Origin of the sequence: Sporosarcina sp. FSL K6-1522, assembly GCF_038622445.1 — a bacterium.
Taxonomy (GTDB): Bacteria; Bacillota; Bacilli; order Bacillales_A; family Planococcaceae; genus Sporosarcina.
The window spans coordinates 1,745,222-1,767,654 of the sequence record NZ_CP152019.1; the positions used below are offsets into that span (position 1 = coordinate 1,745,222).

A 22,433-nucleotide genomic window follows, 5' to 3' on the forward strand; every position below is an offset into this window, starting at 1 on the left:
GAAAAAACGTTCATATTAACCCGAAAAAGTGGTGAAGAAGATGTACAAAAAAGCAAAAATGAAGGACGTAGTAAAAGTCCTTAAAAAGAGATTCTTAGTCATGATACTTACTGCAATTTGCATTACGGGTTCCATTATCATTACGTCTCTTTATCTTATGAAACCGACCTATCAGTACACAATTCAAGTATTGGCAGGGTCTTTAAGTATGGATATTGAGGAATCTTCCATTAATAAAGTGCAAGAAAACAGACAGTTGGCCATATCGTATATGGATACAATCAAAAGCCCCCAAATTATGATAGGCGTCAAAGAAGAGCTGAAGCTCGCTCGTTCAAATTATGAGTTGCTCAAGCAAATTTCCGTAACCAATCGAGATAATTCACAGATCATTACGATTTCCATTAAAGATTCGAATCCAAAGTTAGCCAAAGCCATTGCACAGTCTATCGCAAATCAGTCCATAAACAGTTTTAAAGGCTTTGCCAACGTTAGTCAGATTAATGTGCTACTCGACCCCAACATCATTGAAGAATCTGAACTTCTTTTTCCAAAACCTAAATTCGTCATAGCCATTTCAATTGTATTAGGGATTTTTGCGGGCATAGTCTTGGTACTTATACAGGAACACTTTGATGATGCAGCTTTTAGTGATGCTGAACTTGAGCGTCTTGGTCTTTCTTTGTTAGGCAAAGTACATGTAAACACCAAAGGAAAGAACATACGAAAAGTACGGTATAGAACTTTATCTTTAACGAAACGCGGTGAACATCTTGGCTATTAAATTTAAAGGAAAACATGCTTTTAATCAGAACGATGTCAAAATGAAAGAACAATTTTATAGCATATGTAGCAACATCGAATCTAACCTGGTCAAGGTCAATCCACTATTGTTAATGGTCACTTCACTTAAACAAACAAAAAGCATTGTTCGTGCCACCGCCCATTTAGCTCTTGCCTTGTCAGAACAAGGGAAAAGGGTGTTACTAGTGGATGGCAATCTTCGTGAGCCTTCGCTTCATCATTTGTTTAGAATGGATAACTCATTCGGTTTATCTAACTTACTTTTAAGAGGCAAGCCTACATCTGGGGAAGAATGGATAAAGATAGCGGACAATCTATTCTGTTTACCGACGGGTGAAATGCTCTATGAGCCGTCCACGCTATTATCATTGGAGACCTTTCCTCATCATATTGAGAAGTGGAAACAACAGTTTGATATCATCTTATTTCATACATCCAATAGTTTACATGCGCCGGATGCACAAATCGTGGCACAACATTGTGATGGTATTGTGTTAGCGATCATGGAAGGTCGAGACAAGTTGGAGAAGATTAGCAGTATGAAAAAACAATTCGAACGTGCAAAGCATGAAATAACGGGGGCAGTGATCGTTAAATAAAAAGAAAGGCAACCGTTTATTTGAAACAACAGGATGATTAGATGTGCAAGTGAATGGGGGAATAGGGAAATGATGAAAGTACTTGTAACAGGTGGTTTGGGGTTTATTGGCTCTCATATTGTAGATACATTAATGCGCAATAATTATGAAGTGGCTGTGTATGATAACCTGTCCACTGGATCTTTGAAAAACATCGATTCGAACGTTAGGATTTTTATAGGCGACATTGAAGATAAGAAATCGCTAGAGCAGGCGATGGAGACGTTCCGTCCTGACTATGTGATTCATGAAGCTGCCCAAGTGAGTGTGCAAAATTCCATTTCAGCTATTTCGAATGATGCACAGATCAACATCATGGGGACGATAAATATCATCGAACTTTCCCATAAGTATGCCGTGAAAAAAATCGTATTTGCCTCTTCAGCGGCTGTGTATGGTAACGCTAATAGGCTCCCGATTGTAGTTTCGGACCCTGTCCAACCATTATCCCCTTATGGTATTTCGAAAAAAACAGCTGAAGAGTACCTCATACTGGCCAAAAAAATATTGGATGTAGACTATGTCATTCTTCGCTACAGCAATGTGTATGGTCCACGACAAACATCAAGTGGTGAAGGCGGAGTCATTTCAATCTTCACCAACCATGTCATTAACAACGAGCGGCCAGTGATTTATGGCGACGGTTTACAAACGAGAGATTTTATCTATGTAAAAGATGTTGCGCGTGCGAACCTTCAAGCCCTTAGATTCGATGGCATTGGCATCTTTAATATTGCATCAACAACGAGTTCAAGTATTAACCAGCTATATGCCATTATTCAGTCGATAAGTCAAAAAGAGATTCTCCCTATTTATCAATCACCTAAAAGTGGGGATATCAAAGAAAGCTTACTTTGCAATAGAACGAGTACCCAAAAGTTGAATTGGCAACCCCAATATTCATTGGCAAAGGGGCTTGCGAATACGTATGCATACTATCTTAAGCGCCATCAACCCGCCATCGCTTCAGTTGAAACCTCCACCACGCTTCTACATTCTCGGGATGTAGCACGATAAATTAGATGAAAAATTCGATAACCAAAAATGTGGTCCATTTATTTTATAGTACAATGCTAGCGAATATTTTAAATGCTACGACGCTCATACTCTTGGCCAATTATTTTAACGCCAAGAACTATGGAATGTTTAGTGTGGCGCTCGCGCTTGCTATGATTATGAGCTTTTTTACGGATATTGGGTTGAGTAACACGTTCCTGCGGGAAGGATCGAAGAGCGGGAAACTAATTGCTACATTTTCTTCGTATATAAAGATCCGGATTATTTGTGTACTGTTGGTATACATTGCGTTTTCAGTTGTTATTCATGCCATGTATCAAGAACCACAGATGCTGTATATGATGTACTGCTTAATGATTCCTATGGTTATGGGGCTGACCATGCAAGGGATTGGCATCAGTTATTTTCAGCTAACGGAGAGAATGCAGTTTATCGCATCTATTAAAATCTTTTCGGCATTTGTTTTGATCGTATCGACTGCTTTGTGTATGGGTCTACAAGTAGATGTCTATATAGCTGCCTTTCTATATGGTTTTTCCTATTTTGTTGGGGGGCTTTATAGCTTATACCTGCTTTATAAAAAAGCAGATATACAGTGGGGTTCTGCTTTTCAAAAACAGTTATTAACAAGTCTTAGTCCGTTCTTAATAAGTGGGTTATTGATAATATTGACGCCTCAATTGGGTCCATTGGTGTTAGAAAAAACAGTGCCCTTAGCGCTTGTTGGCCTCTTTGCGGTAGCTTACCGAATCCCTTCTGCGTTATATCAAGTGCCGGGAGTTATCGCGGGGGCATTTTACCCTTTGTTATTTAAGAATTATAACCAAGGCAAGCTGGAGGAGCACACCCGCTTAAATGTCCTGCAAATGAAAATGATGTCCTATATTGGAATCTGTATATCGGTCTCCTTATTCTATTTGGCCGAATACTTCATCACGATTTTATTTGGCGCTGGATGGCGTTCGGCGGTTCAGCCTTTAAAAATATTGTCTTTTATTATTGTCTTGCAAGGATTCAATATTGCCATTGCTGACGGTCTCACAACTAGAGGATTACAGAATCGCCGTACGATTGTGCAGTTTATAGCCATTATGATTGGTTTAATGGCCCTTTATTATTTAAGTGTTGGCTATGGGGTGGCGGGTGCTGCCGTGGCGGTTTTAACGATGGAAATTTCGGCACTTATTGGATATGTCCTAGCCCATCCAATAAGGAAAGTGGTGTTAAGGAAGGTTATCCTTCCATATGGCTCCTATTTTTTTGTAGGTTTTATCTTTTCGTACTACTTTCTATCGGAATCCTTTTTTCTGGCAATGTTATCGGCCATCACTTTAGTGTCTACAATGATTGTCCTATTTGATAAGTCGATTCAAGGTGTAATCGTAGACTTTTTCAAGCAGAAAAGGCGGAGGGAAATCCCAGATTTCATAAAAAAGTAGACAAAAGGAGGATGAAGAGATTGCAAGTGAACAGCAACCACTTTATGTGGCCAGTCCTCCTCCTGTTCTTCTTTATTACGCTTAGTAAATATAATATCTATATTGGTTTTTCTTTGAAAATATATATGATTTTTCTGGTCGTTTTCTTTTGTATATATTTCAGGGATTTTTACTTTCGCACATTTTACCATTATGAAATTTGCCTGTTGTGCTTTTATTTTACCTATTGCTTAAGTGGTGCCTTTTCACAGTACTCAGAGGCAAGCATTCGGGCCGTTTTAGGTGTAATGCTCATAATTGGCTGTTATTTTATCATGCGATTTATAGTAGAACAAGCTTCGATTGCTACGATTGAAACCGCTATTGCTACTGTTGGGATTGTGTTCAACGCCGCCAGTTTGTTATTGTACGTAATCGGTTTACAGGTGACGGGAGGATCGTCTGAAGGCGTTGAAATTATTTCTTATGGATTATTAGTAGATCGAGACTACCCAAGGCTAATCGGCTTACTTGATGATCCGAATATTTTCATATTCTTTAACACCTTGTTTTTTTCCTATTATGTAACGCATTTAAAGGGAGTTAAGCATTCCATTGGCTTCATCTTATGCGTCATCACCTCGCTCCTTACTTTTTCAAGGGGAGGGATTGTTGCGCTCGTCCTCGTTGTCGTTTTGTATATGATGTTAGCGAGTATATCGAAGAAGCTAAAAATGATTATGGTTTCTCTGTTATGCCTCGTTGTTCTGTATGTCGTAGGTTCTTTCAGTCAATTGGATGTTAATCAGATTATTACGAGTCGCATTACCGACTTTTCTACTGACGGAGGAAGTGGTCGATTTGAATTATGGGGACAAGCCCTCACTTATTTTATGGACCGTCCTATTCTCGGAATTGGTGCTTTTAACTTTTCCGATTACTACGCATTTGATCATAATGAAAAACTATATGTTCATAATACGTACTTAGAGGTTTTGGTAGAGTCGGGGATGATTGGTTTTCTTTTTTACTTTTCCTTTCTAGTGATGTTAGCGATCACCTTGTTTAGGACTCGGTTACATAAAGAAAAACCATATATTATTCTTACATTTTTCGCTTTTTTATTACAGATGGTTTCTTTATCCCTAATGATTAATGAAGCTTTTTTTGTTTTCTTAGCGCTGGCTTTAAAATATATTGCTGTATTTGAAAGAGAAGGAGCTGAATTTTATGAAATGCAACGAAAAGGATAGCATGCCCTTGGTTTCCGTCATTACGCCCTCGTATAACTGCTCGGCTTTTATAAAAGAGACCGTTGAATCAGTCTTGTCTCAATCGTATCCGCATTGGGAAATGATCATTGTGGACGATAAGTCAAAGGACGACTCAGTCTATGTCATTCAACAATATGTAGCAGAGGATCAGCGGATTAAATTGATTCCCTTATCTCAAAACATCGGAGCTGCTGGAGCTCGAAATGTAGCGATACAACAGGCTAAAGGGGATTATATTGCGTTTCTTGATAGCGATGATCTGTGGCTACCTACTAAATTAGAAGAACAAGTATCTTTTATGCAAAAAGGCAATCTTGCTTTTTCTTTTACTTCTTATTCTTTGATTAGTGAGGAAGGCACTCATATGGATATTGAAGTAACGGCGCCCCCAATCGTAGATTATAAGTATTTGATCGGAAATACAACGATTGGTTGTTTAACGGTGATGCTAGATCGGCAGCAAATTCAGCGAATTGAAATGCCCATTACGCAACCCGAAGATACTGCCTTATGGCTGTCGTTACTCAAGCAAGGGCATCAAGCGTATGGCTTACAAAAGGTGTTAGCCAACTATCGCATTGTTCGTAACTCTACTTCACGAAATAAAGTAAAGGCTGCCTATCGCTATTGGAAACTTTTACGAAGCCAAGAAAAGTTAAGCCTTATAAAAGTGAACTTTTATTTTAGTAAATATGCTTATCATGCATACAATAAAAACAGAGTGAAATCGAGCTAGCGCATGAATAATGTTCTACTACTAACCGACAAACTGATAATGGGCGGCGCAGAGATGTATTTTTGTAAATTGGAAAATCACCTCAAAGACGAAAAGATGACGTTTTATTCGGCAGCTGCAACGGGTGAAATGTACAATGAAATTCAAAATAAAAGTAATTTTATACCTTTAAACTTAACTAGCCATCTTGCAAATCTCAAGACACTGCGTCGACAGGTAATCCAAAAGGATATTGGCATCATTCATGCAAATAGCTTGAGAATGCTGTGCTATGCCATCGCAGTAAAGAAAATGACCAAAAGGGAAATCAAGTTGGTGTATACCAAGCATAATGTAACCATCCTTGAGAAAAGAATGCCCATCCTATTTAAAAAGGTGTTAAATCAGCATGTGGACCAAATTATTGCGGTGAGTCATTTTGAAAAAGAGAATTTACTTCAACTGGGTGTAAAGAATGAGCTTATCCAGACCATTTATAACGGAGTCGATCTAGATCAATTTTCTTTTCAACCATTGCCATCTCGGAAAATATTCAATGTCGGCATACTGGCCCGTTTATCAAAAGAAAAAAATCATCGGCTATTTTTAACCATTGCCAACGAGTTAAGGGATATGGAACAGGTGGTATTTCATATTGCAGGAGATGGACCTGAGAGAGAGTTTATTGAAAAAGAGATAACAAATTTACAGTTACATCATAAAATCAACATGTTAGGTCAGTTGGCCGATCCCTATGATTTTATTTGCAAGATGGATTTGCTGCTCTTAACATCCTTCAGAGAAGTTTTTCCAATGGTTGTCATTGAGGCAATGGCTACAGGAACACCAATGATGTCTGTCGATGTTGGTGGCATTAAAGAAGCGGTTGTGGATCAGGAAACGGGAATCCTTATTTCGCGTCATTCAGAAAAAGAATTTGCGGAAAACATTATGTTGCTCCTCGATAATGAGGAGTTGAGACAAAGTTTAAGAAGTACAGCCAGACAAAAAGTAGAGGAGTCCTTTTCACTTGCAGCGATGATTCATGCCACGCTGAAAACATATCAATAGGGTCTTCGTTTTCTTAAACCCATGCACCTCTTTTTGAAAAGCATATTCTATAACACACTATTATATAAGGGGTGTTATAACTTGTCGGGTTCTGAAGACTGCCAGAATAGAGATATTGTTAATATTGATTGTTTTGGGGCTAATCCCAACTTGGTAGATAATTCACCAGCTATTCAAGAAGCCATTAATCATTGTCTGGCCAATAACCACTCTAAAGTCGTCATCACTGGCAAGAAACAGTATGTCCTTGCCTCCCCAATTGTCATTAAGTCCAATGTGCATTTAGAAATCGACCCTACTATAACGTTAATCGTCAAAGGGAATTTCCAAGTGTTTGAGCTCCAAAAAGACGCCTCCATCTCGGGGGGCACAATTGAAATCGTAGATAATAGTTTTAATTCAACGGTTATTTTCCTTTCTGGTGCCGAGCAGATTGAAATTCATAATCATACCTCTATAGTTGATGTAAATATTATAAATCGTACAACAACATACCAAGGGATAGCCGTTCAATTCTACTGTAAAAAGGCGTGGGATTTCATCAGTTTCGTTAAAGTGAATAACTTGCAAATCACCAACTTTCATACGGCACTCTATCTTAAAACAGAAAAGCTGCAAAATAAAAATACCCCGTGTTGGATCAATGCGAACACCTTTCACACTATTTTTATAGATGGTTGTCAATATGGAATCGAGATTGATGGAAATAGTGATTTACCTTATGAAGTTTCCGGGAACATGTTTATGGACCTTCAAGTGCAATGCCGAAAACAAACAAAAAAAGTAATCCGATGCTCGGGTGCCTATAACATGTTTGAGGGATTGATTTGGGATACCTTCCGTATGGATGCCCCTCCACTTGTCGTTGAATTCTCATCGATTTCCCACCACAATCACCTATTTTCGAATCAAGTAGCCACTTCTATTCTCGATCGTGGTCTTTACAATCGATGCACGTCAGCCCATGAAGAATCCCTTCAAGTATATCCTCCCCTTGCACTCGGAAAAGCGCATCTAGTTGGGAACCAAGATGATGTTTTGGTAAATGCGCATGTTCGATATAGCGTACGTCAACTTTTGGGGAAAGCTCCCTATGGAGGAACTATTAATAATTGTTTTAACTTATTAGATGAGCAAAGCGTGAATTACTTGGATGTGCCTAGCTCTCAGCCAGTTGTTATCGAACTGGACTTTTCAAAACAGCCTATTAAAATGCTGAATTGCTTTGGACTCTATTTTGGGTGGAACGAAAGCCCGAGTCGAGTTTTGATTGAATACCAAGAGAGTTTAAACGGACCATGGAAAGTGGCGAAGGATGTTCAATTTAATGTTGGAAACACGGTTATTTCAGAGGCAAGAGCAGCTACGTTGTATAAAGTTAAGCTGACGCTAAGTGGATATACGCAAGAGCACAAACGCTTTCGCATTAATCGGATTTTCGCAAAGTCTTCGTTACAGCATGGGGTCGCTTGGTTGCCAACTACAGGTGGTACATTAACCGGAGATTTAGAACTACAAAAAGGGAATGCTGTGACGTTAGTTTCTCCAAATGGAATCAGGTGGAAAGTGAGTATCAATGATCAAGGACAAATTAGCACTACAAAACTATGAACGAATAAGAGCCTAGATATGTTGAACTTATAATTTTATCTACTCTCCAGCGAAGGTGCCTTACAAGCCGTCGCCGAAGCTGTAAGGCTGGCAGTGGTTTTCTGCCTGGGCTTATGGCGGGAGGCATCCGCAAGCGCCGAGCGGTGTTGGTAAGAATTTATATAGATGATTAAGCGATGCTGCCTGCTCGCCCCGTTTTTGTCCTGCATTAACGGGGAGCAGTGAGAGGGAAAATGTTTATCAATGAACAAGAGAAAGGAGCAATGCCATTGACGAAGATCAAAAAAGTAATCATCCCAGCGGCGGGCTTGGGAACGCGTTTTTTACCTGCAACGAAAGCGATGCCGAAAGAAATGCTCCCTATTGTCGATAAGCCGACGATTCAATATATTGTAGAAGAAGCAATTGAGGCGGGGATTGAGGATATTATCATTGTGACAGGTAAAGGCAAACGGGCGATTGAAGATCATTTCGATAATGCCTTCGAGTTAGAATCCAACCTTATACAAAAAGAAAGGTTCGACCTACTTGAGAAAGTGTTGGCATCAGCTTCGGTTGACATTCATTATATCCGTCAGAAAGAACCGCTTGGGTTGGGACATGCGATATGGTGCGCACGAAAATTTATCGGCAACGAGCCATTTGGGGTGATGCTAGGGGATGATATTGTCAGAAGTACAACGCCAGCGTTGAAGCAATTGATGAAGCAGTATGAGAAAACGGGTTCAAGTGTGATTGGCGTGGAAGAAGTGTCTATGAATAACGTTCATAAATATGGTGTCATTGATGCTGTTCAGGTCGAAGAAAATCTATTGCAAATTAGTGAGCTAATTGAAAAGCCTTCGAAAGAACAAGCTCCATCGAATTTGGCGATTATTGGGCGTTATATATTGACACCAGAAATTTTTCCATTGCTTGGGGAGAAGAACGTCGGCAAGGGAGGGGAAATCCAACTGACAGATGCACTTCAAAGGCTGAAGGCCATTCAAGCTGTTTACGCTTATAAATTTGAGGGGAAAAGATATGACGTTGGTGAACAATTGGGGTTTATCGAAACAACATTGGCTTTCGCACTTGCAAGGCCAGAATTGAAACAGGAAATTCATGGATTGATGAAAAGATTGTTGAGCGATGAAACATATGAGTCAATCCGATGATGCTTATTGTTGGAGGCATAGGAAATATGGTGAGTCGCTTTGTTGAAGAGTTAAGCTGGAAGCCAACGTACGATTTGTCTGACAGCATGGCGGTGGCATTCCAGCGAAGTGAAGTATCATTTGTAGTGGGGTGGGTTTTATTCCGACAGCTACCCCTTTAGTTTAGTACTTGAATAGATTCCATGATATCCTGCTCAATCATTTGAAGTGTAGCTTCTGCACTTGCAGCATCGTCTTTTCGTACGCCAAAATAGAATTTGCATTTTGGCTCAGTTCCGGAAGGTCTAATGCAAATCCATGAATCGTCCTCCAGCAAAAGTTTGAGCACATCTGCCTCTGGGAGCGTCAAAGGTTCCACGACTCCGCTACTAAAACGGCGTGTTCGTAATTGATAGTCCTCGATTGCTATGACGGATATTCCAGCGATGGACTGTGGGGGATGTGTTCGAAATGTTCGCATGAGCTGTTCAATTTTCTGTTGGCCTTGCTTACCTTCGAACGTGAGTGATGTCAATGATTCTCTGAAGTGGCCAAGCTCCTCATATAAATCCTGGAGTGCCTCGTAGATAGCGTGATTTTTGGAATGATAGTAAGTGACCATTTCAGCAGTCATGAGCGCCGTTTGAACGGCGTCTTTGTCACGAGCGAAATCACCAATAAGGAAACCATAGCTTTCTTCGTAGCCAAATAGGAATGTATAGGCTTTAGTAGTAGCGAATTCCTCAATTTTTTCAGAAATGAACTTAAATCCAGTTAATGTGTCGAGCATTTGCACGCCGAACTTTGTGGCGACTGCACGCCCGAATTCGGATGTGACAATTGTTTTCAAGGCGATTCCGTTCGTGGGAAGTTCGCCTTTTTTTTGTTTCTGCATGAGGATGTAATGCAGCAGAAGCGCACCCAGTTGGTTGCCATTGAGCAGTTCGTATTCACCGTCTTGCTTTCGAATCGCTACGCCAAGACGATCAGCGTCTGGATCAGTGGCTAATAGTAAGTCTGCTTTCGTTTCATGACCAAGCGCAATCGCCAATTCAAATGCACTTCGTTCTTCTGGGTTAGGATAAAGCACTGTTGGAAACGCAGAATTTGGGGCCGCTTGCTCTTGAACAACAGTGACGTTATCAAATCCGAACGCCCGGAGTCCGTTGGTAACAGGGACAAGACCTGCTCCATGCAGTGGGGTAAAAACGATGGTTACATCTTGTCCATGTGTAGTTAACATGGGGATGTCCTCGCGTAATGTCAGCAGACATCTTTCATAAGCTGCATCAATCTCTTCCGATACATAGATTAATTGTCCACTTGCTACAAGTTCGGCTGCATCCCCTGTACGAATTGCAAAAGGATTTTGGAGTGTTTCAATAAATTGTGTCATCTTGTCTGAAGGTATAGGAGGTAGCTGTCCTCCGTCTTCCCCGTAGATTTTAATGCCATTATAGGTTGCTGGATTATGGCTTGCGGTAATAACGACACCCGCATAGGCTTGTAGATGTCTAATGGCAAAAGATAACTCGGGCGTCGGACGACTTTCTTTAAACAGAAACACCTGGATGCCGTGTTTGCCAATGGTTTTTGCTGTTTCAAGTGCAAATTCCTTGGAGAAATGCCTGGTGTCATAAGCGATAACAACACCCCGCCGCATGGCTTCCTCGCCATCTGCCAAAATGAGAAGAGCAAGCCCTTCCGCAATACGGCGAATGGTATAGATGTTCATCCGATTCGTTCCAGCCCCAAGTAAGCCTCGCATGCCACCCGTTCCAAAAGAGAGATGCTGATAAAACCGATCTTCGATTTCATGGTAATTTCCGTCAATTTCTACTAACTCTTGCTTGAGGTGTACAGCTAATGAAGGTTCATCTTTCCACTGTCCATACAGATCTAACACATTGTTCAAAAAAACACCCCCACTATCATCAGTCTACGTAACTGAATTCGATAGGGAGGGGGCTTTATCCTTGTTTATAGTACATAAATTCCTTCATTTGGAATTAAACTAGCATATTCATATTTACTTTTTCTTCTTCGGATAAGGTCTCACCATCAAGCCCATCTCTTTCCGCTCCTTATTGAGTTCCTTATATAGCGAAATCATCATACAGATGATGACGAAGGAGAAAGGTAACGCGGCAATGATTAAGGCGTTTTGCAGTGCGGTCAAGCCGTTAGCTGACAGCAGGATAATGGCGATGGCCGCTTGTGCAATTCCCCATGTCAACTTCACCACATTCGGTGGTTGAAGGGATCCATAGGTTGTCTGCATACCAAGGACGAAGGTCGCCGAGTCGGCTGATGTGATGAAGAAAATAGCGATTAGTAAGATGGCGACAATCGATAGCAGCATCGACAGTGGCATTTCATGGAAAACGGCGAACAGGGTCTCTTCGGTTAATAGTTTGGTGAGATCCACGCCTTTTATTTGTACATCCATTGCGGTGGAGCCGAAAACCGCGAACCAGAAAAAGCTCAGTACGGTAGGCAATAATAAGACACCGGTTAAGAATTCACGGATGGTGCGTCCACGTGAGACACGGGCGATGAATATACCGACAAAAGGTGACCAAGAAATCCACCATGCCCAGTAGAAAATCGTCCAACTATTAATCCACGCTCGATCGCTATCATCGAGTGGTGCAGCACGAAAACTCATACGGGGTAAGTTTTGAAAGTACGAGCCAATGGTGTCGGTAAATGTATCGAAGATCAACATGGTAGGTCCAAGGATAATGACTAGAAGAAGCAGTAATGCCGCAAGTACCATGTTTGCATTGGATAAATATTTGATGCCTTTACTGATGCCTGACCAAGCGGAAGCGACAAAAAGAATCGTGACAATGATGATAATGACGACTTGAACGGGGAAGCTGATCGGCAAATCGAACAGATAAGACAGTCCGCCATTGATTTGGATAGCACCAAAGCCGAGTGTCGTCGCAACACCTATGACTGTTGCAAAAACGGCGAGTACGTTGATAATTGTGCCGAATGTACGATTCATTTGATTGCCAAATAGCGGTATTAACGTTGCGGAAATCAGTCCAGGTTCACCTTTTCGAAATTGGAAATAGGCGAGTGACATGGCAACAACTGCATAGATTGCCCATGCATGAATGCCCCAATGGAAAAACGTATAGCGCATCGATTCTTTAAAAGCGGCATCTGTTCCGGGTTGTGCTGTTGCTGGGTCGATGGCGAAATGAGAAAGCGGTTCCGCGGCACCCCAGAAGACGAGTCCAATCCCCATCCCCGTTGAAAACAGCATGGCAAACCAACTCATTCGAGAATACTCGGGTTTTTCATCGGGTTTCCCAAGCGTAATTTGCCCCATCGGACTGACGATGAAGAACAAGCAGAACAGGACGATGCCTGTGACAACGAGCAAGTAATACCAACCAAACGCCGATGTGATAAAGTTTTTCATATTATTCGTGACGGCTTCGAAGCTGTCAGGCGCTAGTGCTCCATATAAAACGGCTATGCTAACAAGCCCGAGTGTAATCCAGAAGACATTTGAGGTTTTTTTCATCTGATCACCTGTATTTTCTGTGTGATAATGACGCATGGCATACAGAGTAATCTTGCCCATTTTTCGCAGAGGGTATGCATGGCTGGGGATGACTGTTCTAAAGATGGCTGTTAGGTCACTATAGTTGAATATGCTTGAAACAAGCATAAACTAAACACACCAGAAAAAGCACAAACGGTGCCAGGTATGGACACCATTCATGCAATCAAAAGGAAGGCACTCTAAGTTCGCCGCGTTCTGTGGTAACGAATGCATGACCGATATCCTATCGGCCCAATTATGGCTGTACTTGCGCACCACACTCAGCTATTAAAAACAGCTAAATTGATCGATTTGCTGCAAGCTAATTCCCGTGTATTCCCATCTTCTTTGCCTACGGCGCCATCGATAGCCAGCAACGGAAGTCGGTCCGACAAAGACAGGATAGAACCAAAAGCCTTGTCTGCGCGAGAGCCAGACGTATGTGTAGCGATAAAGGCAACCGCGAATTGCCCCCGGATCTACTGCGAATGTCTGATGACTTGGATAGGCGGGGATAGTAGTTGGCGGTGGTGATGATGGACCTTGTTGCCCAGGAGGCCCGAAACCAGGTCCGCTTTGCCCCGGTGGGAATCCAGGCCCGCCTTGCCCCGGTGGGAATCCAGGTGGTCCGAAACCAGGCCCGCCTTGCCCCGGTGGAAATCCAGGTGGTCCGAAACCAGGCCCGCCTTGCCCCGGTGGGAATCCGGGCGGTCCGAAACCAGGCCCGCCTTGCCCCGGTGGGAATCCGGGCGGTCCGAAGCTAGGTCCGCTTTGTCCCGGCGGGAATCCAGGAGGCCCAAAACCAGGCCCACCTTGCCCCGGTGGTCGTCCGCCCCCCGGCATCCTTTGCATTGTCGCTTCTTCTCCCCAAGCCATCATGTGGTCCCCTGGCATTTCCGAATAGTTCATTTCTGGCATCCACTGCATGTCTTGACTAGGCATGAATCCTTGCATTCCGTGTCCAGCCATTTGTTGTGGCGGCGTTTCATATCCCTCGGGCAATTTCGGGTACCATAACTCTTCCCCTTGTCCGCCCGGTTGCATGTTAACCATTCGTTCACTCCTTCCAAGCGATTCCATCTATCCTATGCGACAATGTAGGAAAAGGAATGGACTTTACATTTTTTTCTTTTAATTCACGCAAACTTTTACCGGTTTCACGGGTCTAATAGATAAGAGGGGATAGGAGGTGGTGGTTTGAATGGCAAGAAATTGGCAGCGCGAGCGATTGCGGGAGATGATGATGCTTTTCTGTCGTTGATGTTAATGCATAAAGAGGCACTTTACCGCACAGCGCTTGCTTATTTGAAAAATGAGGAGGATGCGCTAGAAGCGATGCAAGAAGTGACGTTTCGTGCGTACGCCAAAATGGCTACATTAAAAAAGCCTGAGTATGCGAAGACCTGGCTGATTCGGGTCATGATGAATTATTGCCGTGATGTATTGCACAAACAAAAGCGCCTAGTTTTAGACGAGGACATTCTGTTGCAACAGGGCATTAGTGAGGACTTTACCTATCTGGAAGTTGAAGATGCACTAGCGCAATTGACCGATGAACAACGCGAACTCATTCATTTGAAGTATTTACAAGACGTTAAAATTAAAGAAATTGCTGAGATGACCTTTACCCCAGAAAGTACGGTTAAAACTAGATTATACAAAGCGCTCAAGTCACTTCGATCGTTTTTTGAAGAGAAAGGAGGAATTCGCCGTGTTCGATGAAGAAGAGCAGAAGCTGGCAAAATGGAAAGAGGAGATTGACAAAGCATCGATTGCTGATAACCGTTTAGAGCAGGCCATCAAAGAGGGTTTCCAACGGGCGAAGCAGACAACACAAGTCAAGAAACACCCGGCTGTCAAACGTAGTATTTGGTCGATTGTCATTGCGGCGGTATTACTGCTTACGCTCGTCACATCAATCCGTGTTTCACCGGCATTTGCCAATGTGGTTGCTTCAATCCCGGGGATGGAGAAGATTGTGGCCATTATCCTGGACAATAAAGGTCTGCAATTAGCAATTGCCAATGAGCATTATCAGAAAATTGCTGTGTCGGGTGAATCGTCGGGCATCCGCATAACGCTTGAAGGGCTTATTACAGATGAAGATAGTCTAGTTGCATTTTACACATTTGAGCATAAAAAAAATTCCCCAAATGACTTTCTTGTTGGCTATCGAATTCTAGATAAGAATGGCATAGAGATAGTTGGAGAAGGGGGAGGATATTCAACAAATTGGAATCACGAAAGCGATACAAAATCGCTGAATACGGTGGAAATTGAATTTGAAGGTGCAATCCCAACAGATGAGCTCATATTGGAAGTTCAGATTTCGAAAGAACAAGACGTGAACGATGTACAGGAGGTGATCCAGCTTCCATTTAGGGTCGAACTGAACCCTATTCAAAAAGAGCAGTATATATTGAATGAAACAGTGCATATTGCAGGCCAATCAATGACGATTAAAAGTGTTACCACAGGTCCTTTGAAAACTGCGGTAGAAGTTGAATTTGATGCAGATAATACAATGGAGATTTATGGCTTTGAAGACATGCGCCTCGTTGATGACAAGGGGGATGTATGGAGTTCTATTCAAAATGGCGTGACTGGAACTTGGTCAGAAGAGAATCCGAACGTTAAGACCTATTATTTGCAGAGTAACTACTTTGAACAATTGGGTAGCTTCACCTTGATGTTTAATAAACTGCAAGCCCTTGAGAAAGACGAAGCTTATATTGTCATTGATACTGAAAAGGGGGTCATCTTGAAACAACCTGCGGACAAACGGTTTTCCGTGTTAACAATGAAAAGCAACTTCATTAAATTAGCCCTTAAAAGCGAAAAAGGCTATAATTCACAAACATTTGGTGATTTTATAGATGCTCAAGGAAAAGAGGTTTGGGCAACAAGTGGAGGGTTTTCACCTATTTCGGACAAACGGGTTGAGATAAGTGCAACGTATCCGAATGAAGCGTATGTCAACCCCATTAAACTTCCGTTACATGGCTATCCTCAATGGATCGAGGGCGAAGTGAAGATTAAGCTCAAATAAGTATGGGGATCCATAAGTTTGGTGTTGTGAATGTCCTAGATTATAGTACGTTATTATGTAGGGGGGATGAAGATGAGGAGAGCTGTATTCCTAGTCGTTCTAGCGCTGCTAATCACGGGGTGTAGTCAAGAGTTCAAAGTTTCAGAAGTAGCAATCGACAATGTGAGTAGCGATATGCAAGACATGATTGAAGACCTTGAAAATGGCAATTACTTATTTTCTGGCGAGAAAGTGCAATATGTGTTTTTGAATAGAATCCATGTCGTTCAAGGAGAAGAGGCAATTATTTTGAACGATTTTTCGACGGATGTGAAAGATCAAGTATTGACGATATCGTTTAATGAAGCATCCACCTCAGATTATGAAAACAAGGATGTAAAGCATCAACTGCTGTATAAAATTACGGGGAAAGGTGATTATGACACCATTCTGTTTGAGATGAATGGAAAGGAAATTCCAATCGATTCGGTCATCACTATGAATTGAAAATGAGTGAACAAAAAGTTCCAAGGCGTTGTAGAGGCTGTGGAACTTTTTGTTTGGATTTGAATGATGTACTTGTTTAAATCATCGTCGACTCTTTTTAATTAGAGAAGCGCGCATAGTTCGTGATGGACTGATCTTCTGTCAAGAAAGTAGACACGATTTAATGAGTAATTCCTCTTTGAAAAGCCTACCGCGCTTCGCTTGGTGTACTTTCTTGGAAGAACAGTTAAAAAGACAACTGCTCATCCGAGAAAGTTGCGGGTGATTATTGAGCGCTATTCTTTTTTTGAAGTCCGATACGCCTGTTCAAACCTATTTGGTGATACATAATTCAATGTGGAGTGGCTACGTCTTTCATTATAGAAGGAAATGATGTAGTCCAACACGGCCATTTTCGCCTCTTCCTTCGTTTAGAATTTTCTGCGGTAGATGAGTTCCTTCTTTATCGTCGAGTGGAAGGATTCAATACAGGCGTTGTCATAACAGTCACCTTTACGACTCATACTGATTTGGCATTTCTTTACCCCAAGAAAAGTTCCATAACTGTGGCTAAATAGAGCGAGCCTTCGCTTGTCCAGATATAGGTGATATCCACCACCCAGACCTAGTTCGGAGCGTTTGCTGTTCGATTCGAGGAATAGATAGTTTAGCACCTAAGACTCGAACGAAATTCGAAGCGCTAAGGAAAATTGTCAGACCTATCGAAGAAGACCGTATTTTTGCGGAGGATATTGAAAAGATTGCTCCATTTCTATCTGAATAATAAAAGAAGCTGAAGTCGTGGTTAGACTTCAGCTTCTTTGTGGATAATTACAATTATATAGCACTAACTTCATTTACTTCGCTGTTTGATTAATAAATATATAAAGTAGGGGGCACCAATTACAGCTGTCCACACTCCCGCTGGTACCTCAATCGGTGCAAAGGCAACACGCGCAATCCAATCCGCAACAACGACGAGAATTGCGCCAATAATCGCGGATAGTACAACCATTGAACCAAACACAGGTCCCACAATTCTTTTCGCAATATGCGGTGCAATTAACCCTACAAATCCAATTCCGCCGGCGAATGAAACCGCCGCCCCGGTCAAACCAGTACATAGTAGAAGTGCAATTATTCTACTCCATTGAACTGAAGCTCCCGCACTTTTTGCTGAATCATCCCCGACTTCCAAAATATTCATTTCTCTGGTCATCACCAGTGTGAATATGAAAAGAATTGTAATCCATATTGCAATCATTCGAACTTCAGTCCAATTTGAACCATATATGCTACCCGTCATCCAAATATTAGCCTGACTTGCTTGGTAAATAGGGCCGAGTAACATCATAATGGTTGTCCCGGCATGCATAAATGCCGAAATTCCAATCCCTATAAGTAGCATACGAAAAGGAGCAATTCCATTTTTCCAAGACAGTGTAAAGACAATTGCAGCGGTAATGAGTGCACCGCCAAATGCAAATAAGGGCATCCAATCTTGGCTTACAGTGAGAGCATTACTTTCATCTGAAAATAACGCCAAGAATAATACAACAGCAAAAGAAGCACCGGCTGTAATCCCAATAATATCTGGAGAACCTAGTGGATTTCTTGAAATGCTTTGCAAAATGGCTCCAGCAGTTGCTAAGCCGATACCAACCAAAATCGACATCACAATACGTGGAAGTCGAAATTCAAAGATGATGGTTTCATCAAAGGGTTCACCGATTCCCAAAATAACTTTCAAAACATGTAAAGGGGAGATGGAAAATTCACCAGAACCCATTGATAGAATGGCGAGTACTAGTAATACGAGTGACGCAGTTAAGCTTGCAAATAATGCTTTTTTATCCAAAATAAAAGAGGCAATGGTACCAATACGAATGATTACTTTATTTTTCATGCGGCAAATCTCCTTCTCGCCACATAAATGAAGAAAGGAACCCCAATTAATGCGGTCATAGCTCCGACAGGCACTTCCTTAGGCATCATAATATAGCGCGTTGCGATGTCGGCCAAGAGTAGCAGGATCCCTCCGTAAATAGCGGAAAATGGGAAGACCCACTGATGTTGTATACCGACGAATGATCTTACGATGTGGGGGATAATAATTCCAATAAAACTGATAGGACCAGCAATGGCTACTGAAGTTCCGGCTAACACCACTACGATAAAGGAAAATATAAATTTGATAAGAATTACATTTTGGCCAAGACCTGATGCAATGTCGTCTCCTAATGCAAGCAAGTTCATCTGTTTGGATAAAAGGAAAGCCGCAAGCAGTCCAATTACCATATAAGGGAATCCTATATTGAGTAATTCGATTGGACGATTGGCAACTGAACCTGCCATCCAAAACAATACTTGATCCAATGCTGCTTCATTAATTGTTAAAAAACCTTGTGTCATTGATGAAAATAAAGCGGAAACGGCTGCACCTGCTAATATCAGTTTCATGGGCGTTAGGCCCTCTCTACCAATACTACTTAGGAGAAAAACAATTATGAAAGAAACGGCTGCACCTACTAAGCCGAAAATCATGTAGGATTGAAGGCTTTGTAACTGAAATAATACAACCCCGATTACAACAAAGAAAACAGCGCCTGCATTTATCCCCAAAATACTAGGTGATGCTAACGGATTCTTTGTAATGGATTGCATAATAGCTCCTGAAGTGGCTAAACATGCCCCAACAATAGCGGCGATTAATGCTCGCGGCAGGCGGACATTTAAAATAACAAGATGTGCAGTTGAGCCATCATTTTCCTTGAATGCGGCGAATGCGGTTGACCAGCTTGTTTCGGTATAGCCAAAGACAATACTGGAAAGTAAACAAATGATCAAAACGAAGCTACTTAAGATGAGAGCAATCCACTTGCCTTTTGTTGTATGTATCATGATATCCTCACTTCTAAAATAATTATTTCAATAGATAGTTGACATTACACATAGTAGCATATAACATACTAGGTGTAAATGATTCTCATTCTCAATTAGTTGGAGGAAAAAAGATGAAAAAACTAGTAGGTTTTGTTTTAATTATATCTCTACTTGTATTATCTGCTTGTGGGGCTAGTAAAGATGAAGGTTCAAGCGATAGCGCGAGTAATGCAACTCCGAATAATGATGAAACAGCATATACTGTTCAACATGCAATGGGAGAAACGGAAATCCCAGGAACACCAAAACGTATTGTGATTTTAACGAATGAAGGTGCTGAGGCTCTTCTAGCAATCGGTATTCAACCTGTGGGGGCGATTCAATCACCTGCAAATAATGAGTGGTACGATCATATGGATATGACAGGTACAGAATCTGTCGGTTTAGAATCGGAACCAAGTTTAGAAAAGATTGCCTCTTTAAAACCGGATTTAATCATTGGGAATAAAATGCGTCATGAAGCAATTTATGAGCAACTAGGGAAAATTGCCCCAACCGTTTTTACAGAAACGCTTCGTGGTGATTGGCAGGAAAACTTTGCACTATATGCGAAGGCAGTGAATCAAGAAGAAAAAGGTAATGAAGTCCTGAAAGCGTATAAAGATCGTGTTGAAACGCTAAAAGCAGAATTAGGTGATCAAACAAAGAAAAAGATCTCAATGGTTCGCTTTATGGCCGGAGATGTACGTATTTATCATAAAGATTCATTCTCGGGTGTCATTTTAGACCAACTTGGATTTGCACGTGCGGACGGGCAAGACGTGGATGATTTTGCTGAACGCGGTTTGACAAAAGAGCGAATTCCAGCAATGGATGGTGATGTACTGTTTTATTTCACATATGAAACAGGAGATAACGAAGCGACAAAATTAGCAAATGACTGGATTGAAGATCCATTATTTAAAAACTTGAACGTTTCAAAAGAAGGGAATGTTTCCCAAGTGGATGATGTTATCTGGAATACTGCTGGTGGTGTTTTGGCAGCGAACCTCATGCTAGATGATATTGAAGCCTATTTCTTGAAAAAATAATAGTAGCTCGATGAAGCAGGTATCTTTTGCATCATCGAGTTTTTTATTACAAATAATAGGATAATTATTATTATCAATTACAAGTAGATATGATATGCTTGTAGGCAATTTAAATTAAAACTCATTTAGTACTTTTATATAGATTTGGAGGCTTTTTTATGCATACTTCAATAAAAACTAAAAATCTAACAATCGGGTATCAAGATCATCTTCTTTTTGAAAACCTGGATTTATCAATTCCACGTGGAGAAATCACTGTATTTGTAGGCAGTAATGGTTGCGGGAAGTCAACATTACTCCGTTCAATTGCTCGGCTGTTAAAACCATCGGATGGATCTATTTTACTTGAAGGCAAAGATATTCATTCTTTGTCGTCACGTAATCTTGCAAAGAAGATGGGGATACTTCCACAGGGACCTGTTTCGCCAGAGGGATTGACAGTTCAAGACCTTGTGAAACAAGGGCGATACCCACATCAATCGTGGCTTGCAAGATGGAGTGCAGAGGATACAAAGAAAACTGAGGAAGCGATGACTGCTACTAGAATTGGAGACCTTCGAGATCAGCCCATTGATCGATTGTCAGGTGGTCAAAGGCAACGTGCATGGATTGCGATGACGCTTGCGCAGGATACAGAAGTTATTTTATTGGATGAGCCGACAACCTATTTAGATATGACGTATCAAATTGAAATTCTAGATTTATTGTTCGAGTTGAATGAACAGCAGAATCGAACGATTATTATGGTCTTACATGATTTAAATCTGGCTTCCCGCTATGCGCATAATATTGTGGCGATTAAAGATGGAAGTGTGTATGCGCAGGGGAAACCTGAGGATATTATTACATGTGATTTGGTTCGAACGGTATTTGGAATGGAATGCCAGGTGTCTACAGATCCTATTTTTGGTACACCTTACTGCGTTCCATTTGGTCGTGGTCGTTGTATTTTACCAGGGCTTCAAAGCCATACAGGCGCGTAAAGAATTGCTCGAGAGGATGGAAATCAAAATCGACAAACCATTAGTTGTTCATTGTTGCCATTTTCTTTTTTGCCGCTAATAATCACCTTTTGGGTCCGTCCCTCTTCTTCATTTCCAGGGAAGAGGGGGGCTATTTTGTGTAAGCTATTATACTAGCGATTTACTATTGCTGTTGTCTATTGGGGCTTTCCTTAATGATGTGATAGAGGAGAATAAGGATAGATTGAACCATAGATTATGGTACGATATTATGTAGGGGGATGGAGATGAGGAGGGCTGTATTCCCAGTCGTTCTAGTGCTACTAATCATGGGGGTTAGTTAAGAGTTCAAAGTTTCAGAAGTAGCAATCGACAATGTGAGTCGCGATATGCAAGACATGATTGAAGACCTTGAAAATGGCAATTACTTATTTTTTGGTGAGAAAGTGCAATAGGTGTTTTTGAATAGGGGCACTGTTATCCAAGGTGAAGAGGCGATTATTTTAAGCGACTTCTCGACAGATGCGAAGGATCAGGTATTGACAATATCATTTAATGAAACATCTACCTTAGATTATGAAAACAAGGATGTAAAGCATAAGCTACTTTATAAAATTACAGGTGAAGGTGATTATGACACCGTTCTATTTAAAATGAATGGAAAGGACATTCCAATCGATTCGGTGATTGTTAAGGATTATAAATGAGAGAACAAAAAGTTCCATGGCGCTGTA

The 22,433-nt window shown here is 41.3% G+C and carries 20 protein-coding genes; 15 read left to right on the top strand and 5 right to left on the bottom strand.

Annotated elements, in window-relative coordinates:
• Positions 1-40: 40 nt before the first annotated feature.
• The 9 genes from MKY34_RS08465 to galU all read left to right on the top strand — a co-directional run bounded on the left by MKY34_RS08465 (position 41) and on the right by galU (position 9,705).
• Positions 41-784 carry a Wzz/FepE/Etk N-terminal domain-containing protein gene (locus MKY34_RS08465; protein ID WP_342514746.1) on the top strand — a complete coding sequence of 248 codons (744 nt, stop codon included), beginning with the start codon at positions 41-43 and terminating at the stop codon, positions 782-784.
• Entirely contained in the window at positions 774-1,403 is a 630-nt protein-coding gene (locus MKY34_RS08470) for a CpsD/CapB family tyrosine-protein kinase (protein WP_342514747.1), read from the top strand. Before MKY34_RS08465 ends, MKY34_RS08470 begins: the two co-directional genes overlap by 11 nt.
• A 69-nt stretch (positions 1,404-1,472) precedes the next feature.
• Positions 1,473-2,459 carry an NAD-dependent epimerase/dehydratase family protein gene (locus tag MKY34_RS08475; RefSeq protein ID WP_342514748.1) on the top strand — a complete coding sequence of 329 codons (987 nt, stop codon included), beginning with the start codon at positions 1,473-1,475 and terminating at the stop codon, positions 2,457-2,459.
• 5 nt (positions 2,460-2,464) lie between these two features.
• Complete coding sequence (locus MKY34_RS08480; RefSeq protein WP_342514749.1) at positions 2,465-3,898, top strand: oligosaccharide flippase family protein; 1,434 nt, start codon at positions 2,465-2,467, stop codon at positions 3,896-3,898.
• An 11-nt stretch (positions 3,899-3,909) separates the two neighbouring features.
• A complete protein-coding gene (locus MKY34_RS08485) occupies positions 3,910-5,130 on the top strand; it encodes an O-antigen ligase family protein (RefSeq protein WP_342514750.1) in 1,221 nt (406 codons plus the stop codon).
• Positions 5,108-5,887 carry a glycosyltransferase family 2 protein gene (locus tag MKY34_RS08490; RefSeq protein ID WP_342514751.1) on the top strand — a complete coding sequence of 260 codons (780 nt, stop codon included), beginning with the start codon at positions 5,108-5,110 and terminating at the stop codon, positions 5,885-5,887. The genes MKY34_RS08485 and MKY34_RS08490 overlap by 23 nt, the downstream gene beginning before the upstream one ends.
• Positions 5,888-5,890: 3 nt before the next feature.
• Entirely contained in the window at positions 5,891-6,937 is a 1,047-nt protein-coding gene (locus MKY34_RS08495) for a glycosyltransferase family 4 protein (protein WP_342514752.1), read from the top strand.
• A gap of 21 nt (positions 6,938-6,958) precedes the next feature.
• A complete protein-coding gene (locus tag MKY34_RS08500; RefSeq protein WP_342514753.1) occupies positions 6,959-8,548 on the top strand; it encodes a hypothetical protein in 1,590 nt (529 codons plus the stop codon).
• 269 nt (positions 8,549-8,817) lie between these two features.
• A complete protein-coding gene (gene galU, locus MKY34_RS08505; protein WP_342514754.1) occupies positions 8,818-9,705 on the top strand; it encodes a UTP--glucose-1-phosphate uridylyltransferase GalU in 888 nt (295 codons plus the stop codon).
• Positions 9,706-9,862: 157 nt separating this feature from the next.
• Here galU and MKY34_RS08510 read toward each other — a convergent pair whose 3' ends face one another.
• From MKY34_RS08510 to MKY34_RS08520, 3 genes are all read right to left on the bottom strand, one after another.
• The gene (locus MKY34_RS08510) at positions 9,863-11,590 is read right to left on the bottom strand and encodes a phospho-sugar mutase (protein ID WP_342515218.1); all 1,728 of its coding nucleotides are present in this window, start codon (positions 11,588-11,590) and stop codon (positions 9,863-9,865) included.
• Positions 11,591-11,713: 123 nt separating this feature from the next.
• Positions 11,714-13,228: a BCCT family transporter gene (locus MKY34_RS08515; RefSeq protein ID WP_342514755.1), complete on the bottom strand. Its 1,515-nt coding sequence runs from the start codon at positions 13,226-13,228 to the stop codon at positions 11,714-11,716.
• A 309-nt stretch (positions 13,229-13,537) separates the two neighbouring features.
• Entirely contained in the window at positions 13,538-14,302 is a 765-nt protein-coding gene (locus MKY34_RS08520) for a hypothetical protein (protein ID WP_342514756.1), read from the bottom strand.
• Positions 14,303-14,446: 144 nt separating this feature from the next.
• On the opposite strand from MKY34_RS08520, the gene MKY34_RS08525 reads away from it, so the two are divergent.
• From MKY34_RS08525 to MKY34_RS08535, 3 genes are all read left to right on the top strand, one after another.
• Positions 14,447-14,971: a sigma-70 family RNA polymerase sigma factor gene (locus tag MKY34_RS08525; RefSeq protein ID WP_342514757.1), complete on the top strand. Its 525-nt coding sequence runs from the start codon at positions 14,447-14,449 to the stop codon at positions 14,969-14,971.
• The gene (locus MKY34_RS08530; RefSeq protein ID WP_342514758.1) at positions 14,961-16,298 is read left to right on the top strand and encodes a DUF4179 domain-containing protein; all 1,338 of its coding nucleotides are present in this window, start codon (positions 14,961-14,963) and stop codon (positions 16,296-16,298) included. Before MKY34_RS08525 ends, MKY34_RS08530 begins: the two co-directional genes overlap by 11 nt.
• A 72-nt stretch (positions 16,299-16,370) precedes the next feature.
• Positions 16,371-16,784 (top strand): hypothetical protein, encoded by a 414-nt coding sequence (locus tag MKY34_RS08535; protein ID WP_342514759.1) that lies wholly within the window; start codon positions 16,371-16,373, stop codon positions 16,782-16,784.
• Between the two features lie 832 nt (positions 16,785-17,616).
• On the opposite strand, the gene MKY34_RS08540 is transcribed toward MKY34_RS08535, so the two are convergent.
• Together MKY34_RS08540 and MKY34_RS08545 are read right to left on the bottom strand one after the other, a co-directional pair.
• Positions 17,617-18,669, bottom strand: a complete 1,053-nt coding sequence (locus MKY34_RS08540) for an iron ABC transporter permease (RefSeq protein ID WP_342514760.1) — start codon at positions 18,667-18,669, stop codon at positions 17,617-17,619.
• On the bottom strand, positions 18,666-19,667 hold the full coding sequence (locus MKY34_RS08545; RefSeq protein ID WP_342515219.1) for an iron ABC transporter permease: 1,002 nt from the start codon (positions 19,665-19,667) through the stop codon (positions 18,666-18,668). The genes MKY34_RS08540 and MKY34_RS08545 overlap by 4 nt, the downstream gene beginning before the upstream one ends.
• A 110-nt stretch (positions 19,668-19,777) precedes the next feature.
• Here MKY34_RS08545 and MKY34_RS08550 point away from each other — a divergent pair, with 110 nt between their 5' ends.
• From MKY34_RS08550 to MKY34_RS08560, 3 genes are all read left to right on the top strand, one after another.
• Positions 19,778-20,737 (top strand): iron-siderophore ABC transporter substrate-binding protein, encoded by a 960-nt coding sequence (locus MKY34_RS08550; protein ID WP_342514761.1) that lies wholly within the window; start codon positions 19,778-19,780, stop codon positions 20,735-20,737.
• A 158-nt stretch (positions 20,738-20,895) separates the two neighbouring features.
• Entirely contained in the window at positions 20,896-21,720 is an 825-nt protein-coding gene (locus MKY34_RS08555) for an ABC transporter ATP-binding protein (protein WP_342514762.1), read from the top strand.
• A gap of 434 nt (positions 21,721-22,154) precedes the next feature.
• A complete protein-coding gene (locus MKY34_RS08560; RefSeq protein ID WP_342514763.1) occupies positions 22,155-22,406 on the top strand; it encodes a hypothetical protein in 252 nt (83 codons plus the stop codon).
• Positions 22,407-22,433 lie beyond the last annotated feature (27 nt).

Excerpts from the sequence above, each read along its gene's own strand:
- MKY34_RS08465 (WP_342514746.1), top strand. The coding sequence starts at position 41 with ATGTACAAAAAAGCAAAAATGAAGGACGTAGTAAAAGTCCTTAAAAAG.
- MKY34_RS08475 (WP_342514748.1), top strand. The coding sequence starts at position 1,473 with ATGATGAAAGTACTTGTAACAGGTGGTTTGGGGTTTATTGGCTCTCAT.
- MKY34_RS08480 (WP_342514749.1), top strand. The coding sequence starts at position 2,465 with ATGAAAAATTCGATAACCAAAAATGTGGTCCATTTATTTTATAGTACA.
- MKY34_RS08485 (WP_342514750.1), top strand. The coding sequence starts at position 3,910 with ATGAAGAGATTGCAAGTGAACAGCAACCACTTTATGTGGCCAGTCCTC.
- MKY34_RS08490 (WP_342514751.1), top strand. The coding sequence starts at position 5,108 with ATGAAATGCAACGAAAAGGATAGCATGCCCTTGGTTTCCGTCATTACG.
- MKY34_RS08495 (WP_342514752.1), top strand. The coding sequence starts at position 5,891 with ATGAATAATGTTCTACTACTAACCGACAAACTGATAATGGGCGGCGCA.
- MKY34_RS08500 (WP_342514753.1), top strand. The coding sequence starts at position 6,959 with ATGCACCTCTTTTTGAAAAGCATATTCTATAACACACTATTATATAAG.
- MKY34_RS08515 (WP_342514755.1), bottom strand. The coding sequence starts at position 13,228 with ATGAAAAAAACCTCAAATGTCTTCTGGATTACACTCGGGCTTGTTAGC.
- MKY34_RS08520 (WP_342514756.1), bottom strand. The coding sequence starts at position 14,302 with ATGGTTAACATGCAACCGGGCGGACAAGGGGAAGAGTTATGGTACCCG.
- MKY34_RS08535 (WP_342514759.1), top strand. The coding sequence starts at position 16,371 with ATGAGGAGAGCTGTATTCCTAGTCGTTCTAGCGCTGCTAATCACGGGG.
- MKY34_RS08540 (WP_342514760.1), bottom strand. The coding sequence starts at position 18,669 with ATGAAAAATAAAGTAATCATTCGTATTGGTACCATTGCCTCTTTTATT.
- MKY34_RS08550 (WP_342514761.1), top strand. The coding sequence starts at position 19,778 with ATGAAAAAACTAGTAGGTTTTGTTTTAATTATATCTCTACTTGTATTA.
- MKY34_RS08555 (WP_342514762.1), top strand. The coding sequence starts at position 20,896 with ATGCATACTTCAATAAAAACTAAAAATCTAACAATCGGGTATCAAGAT.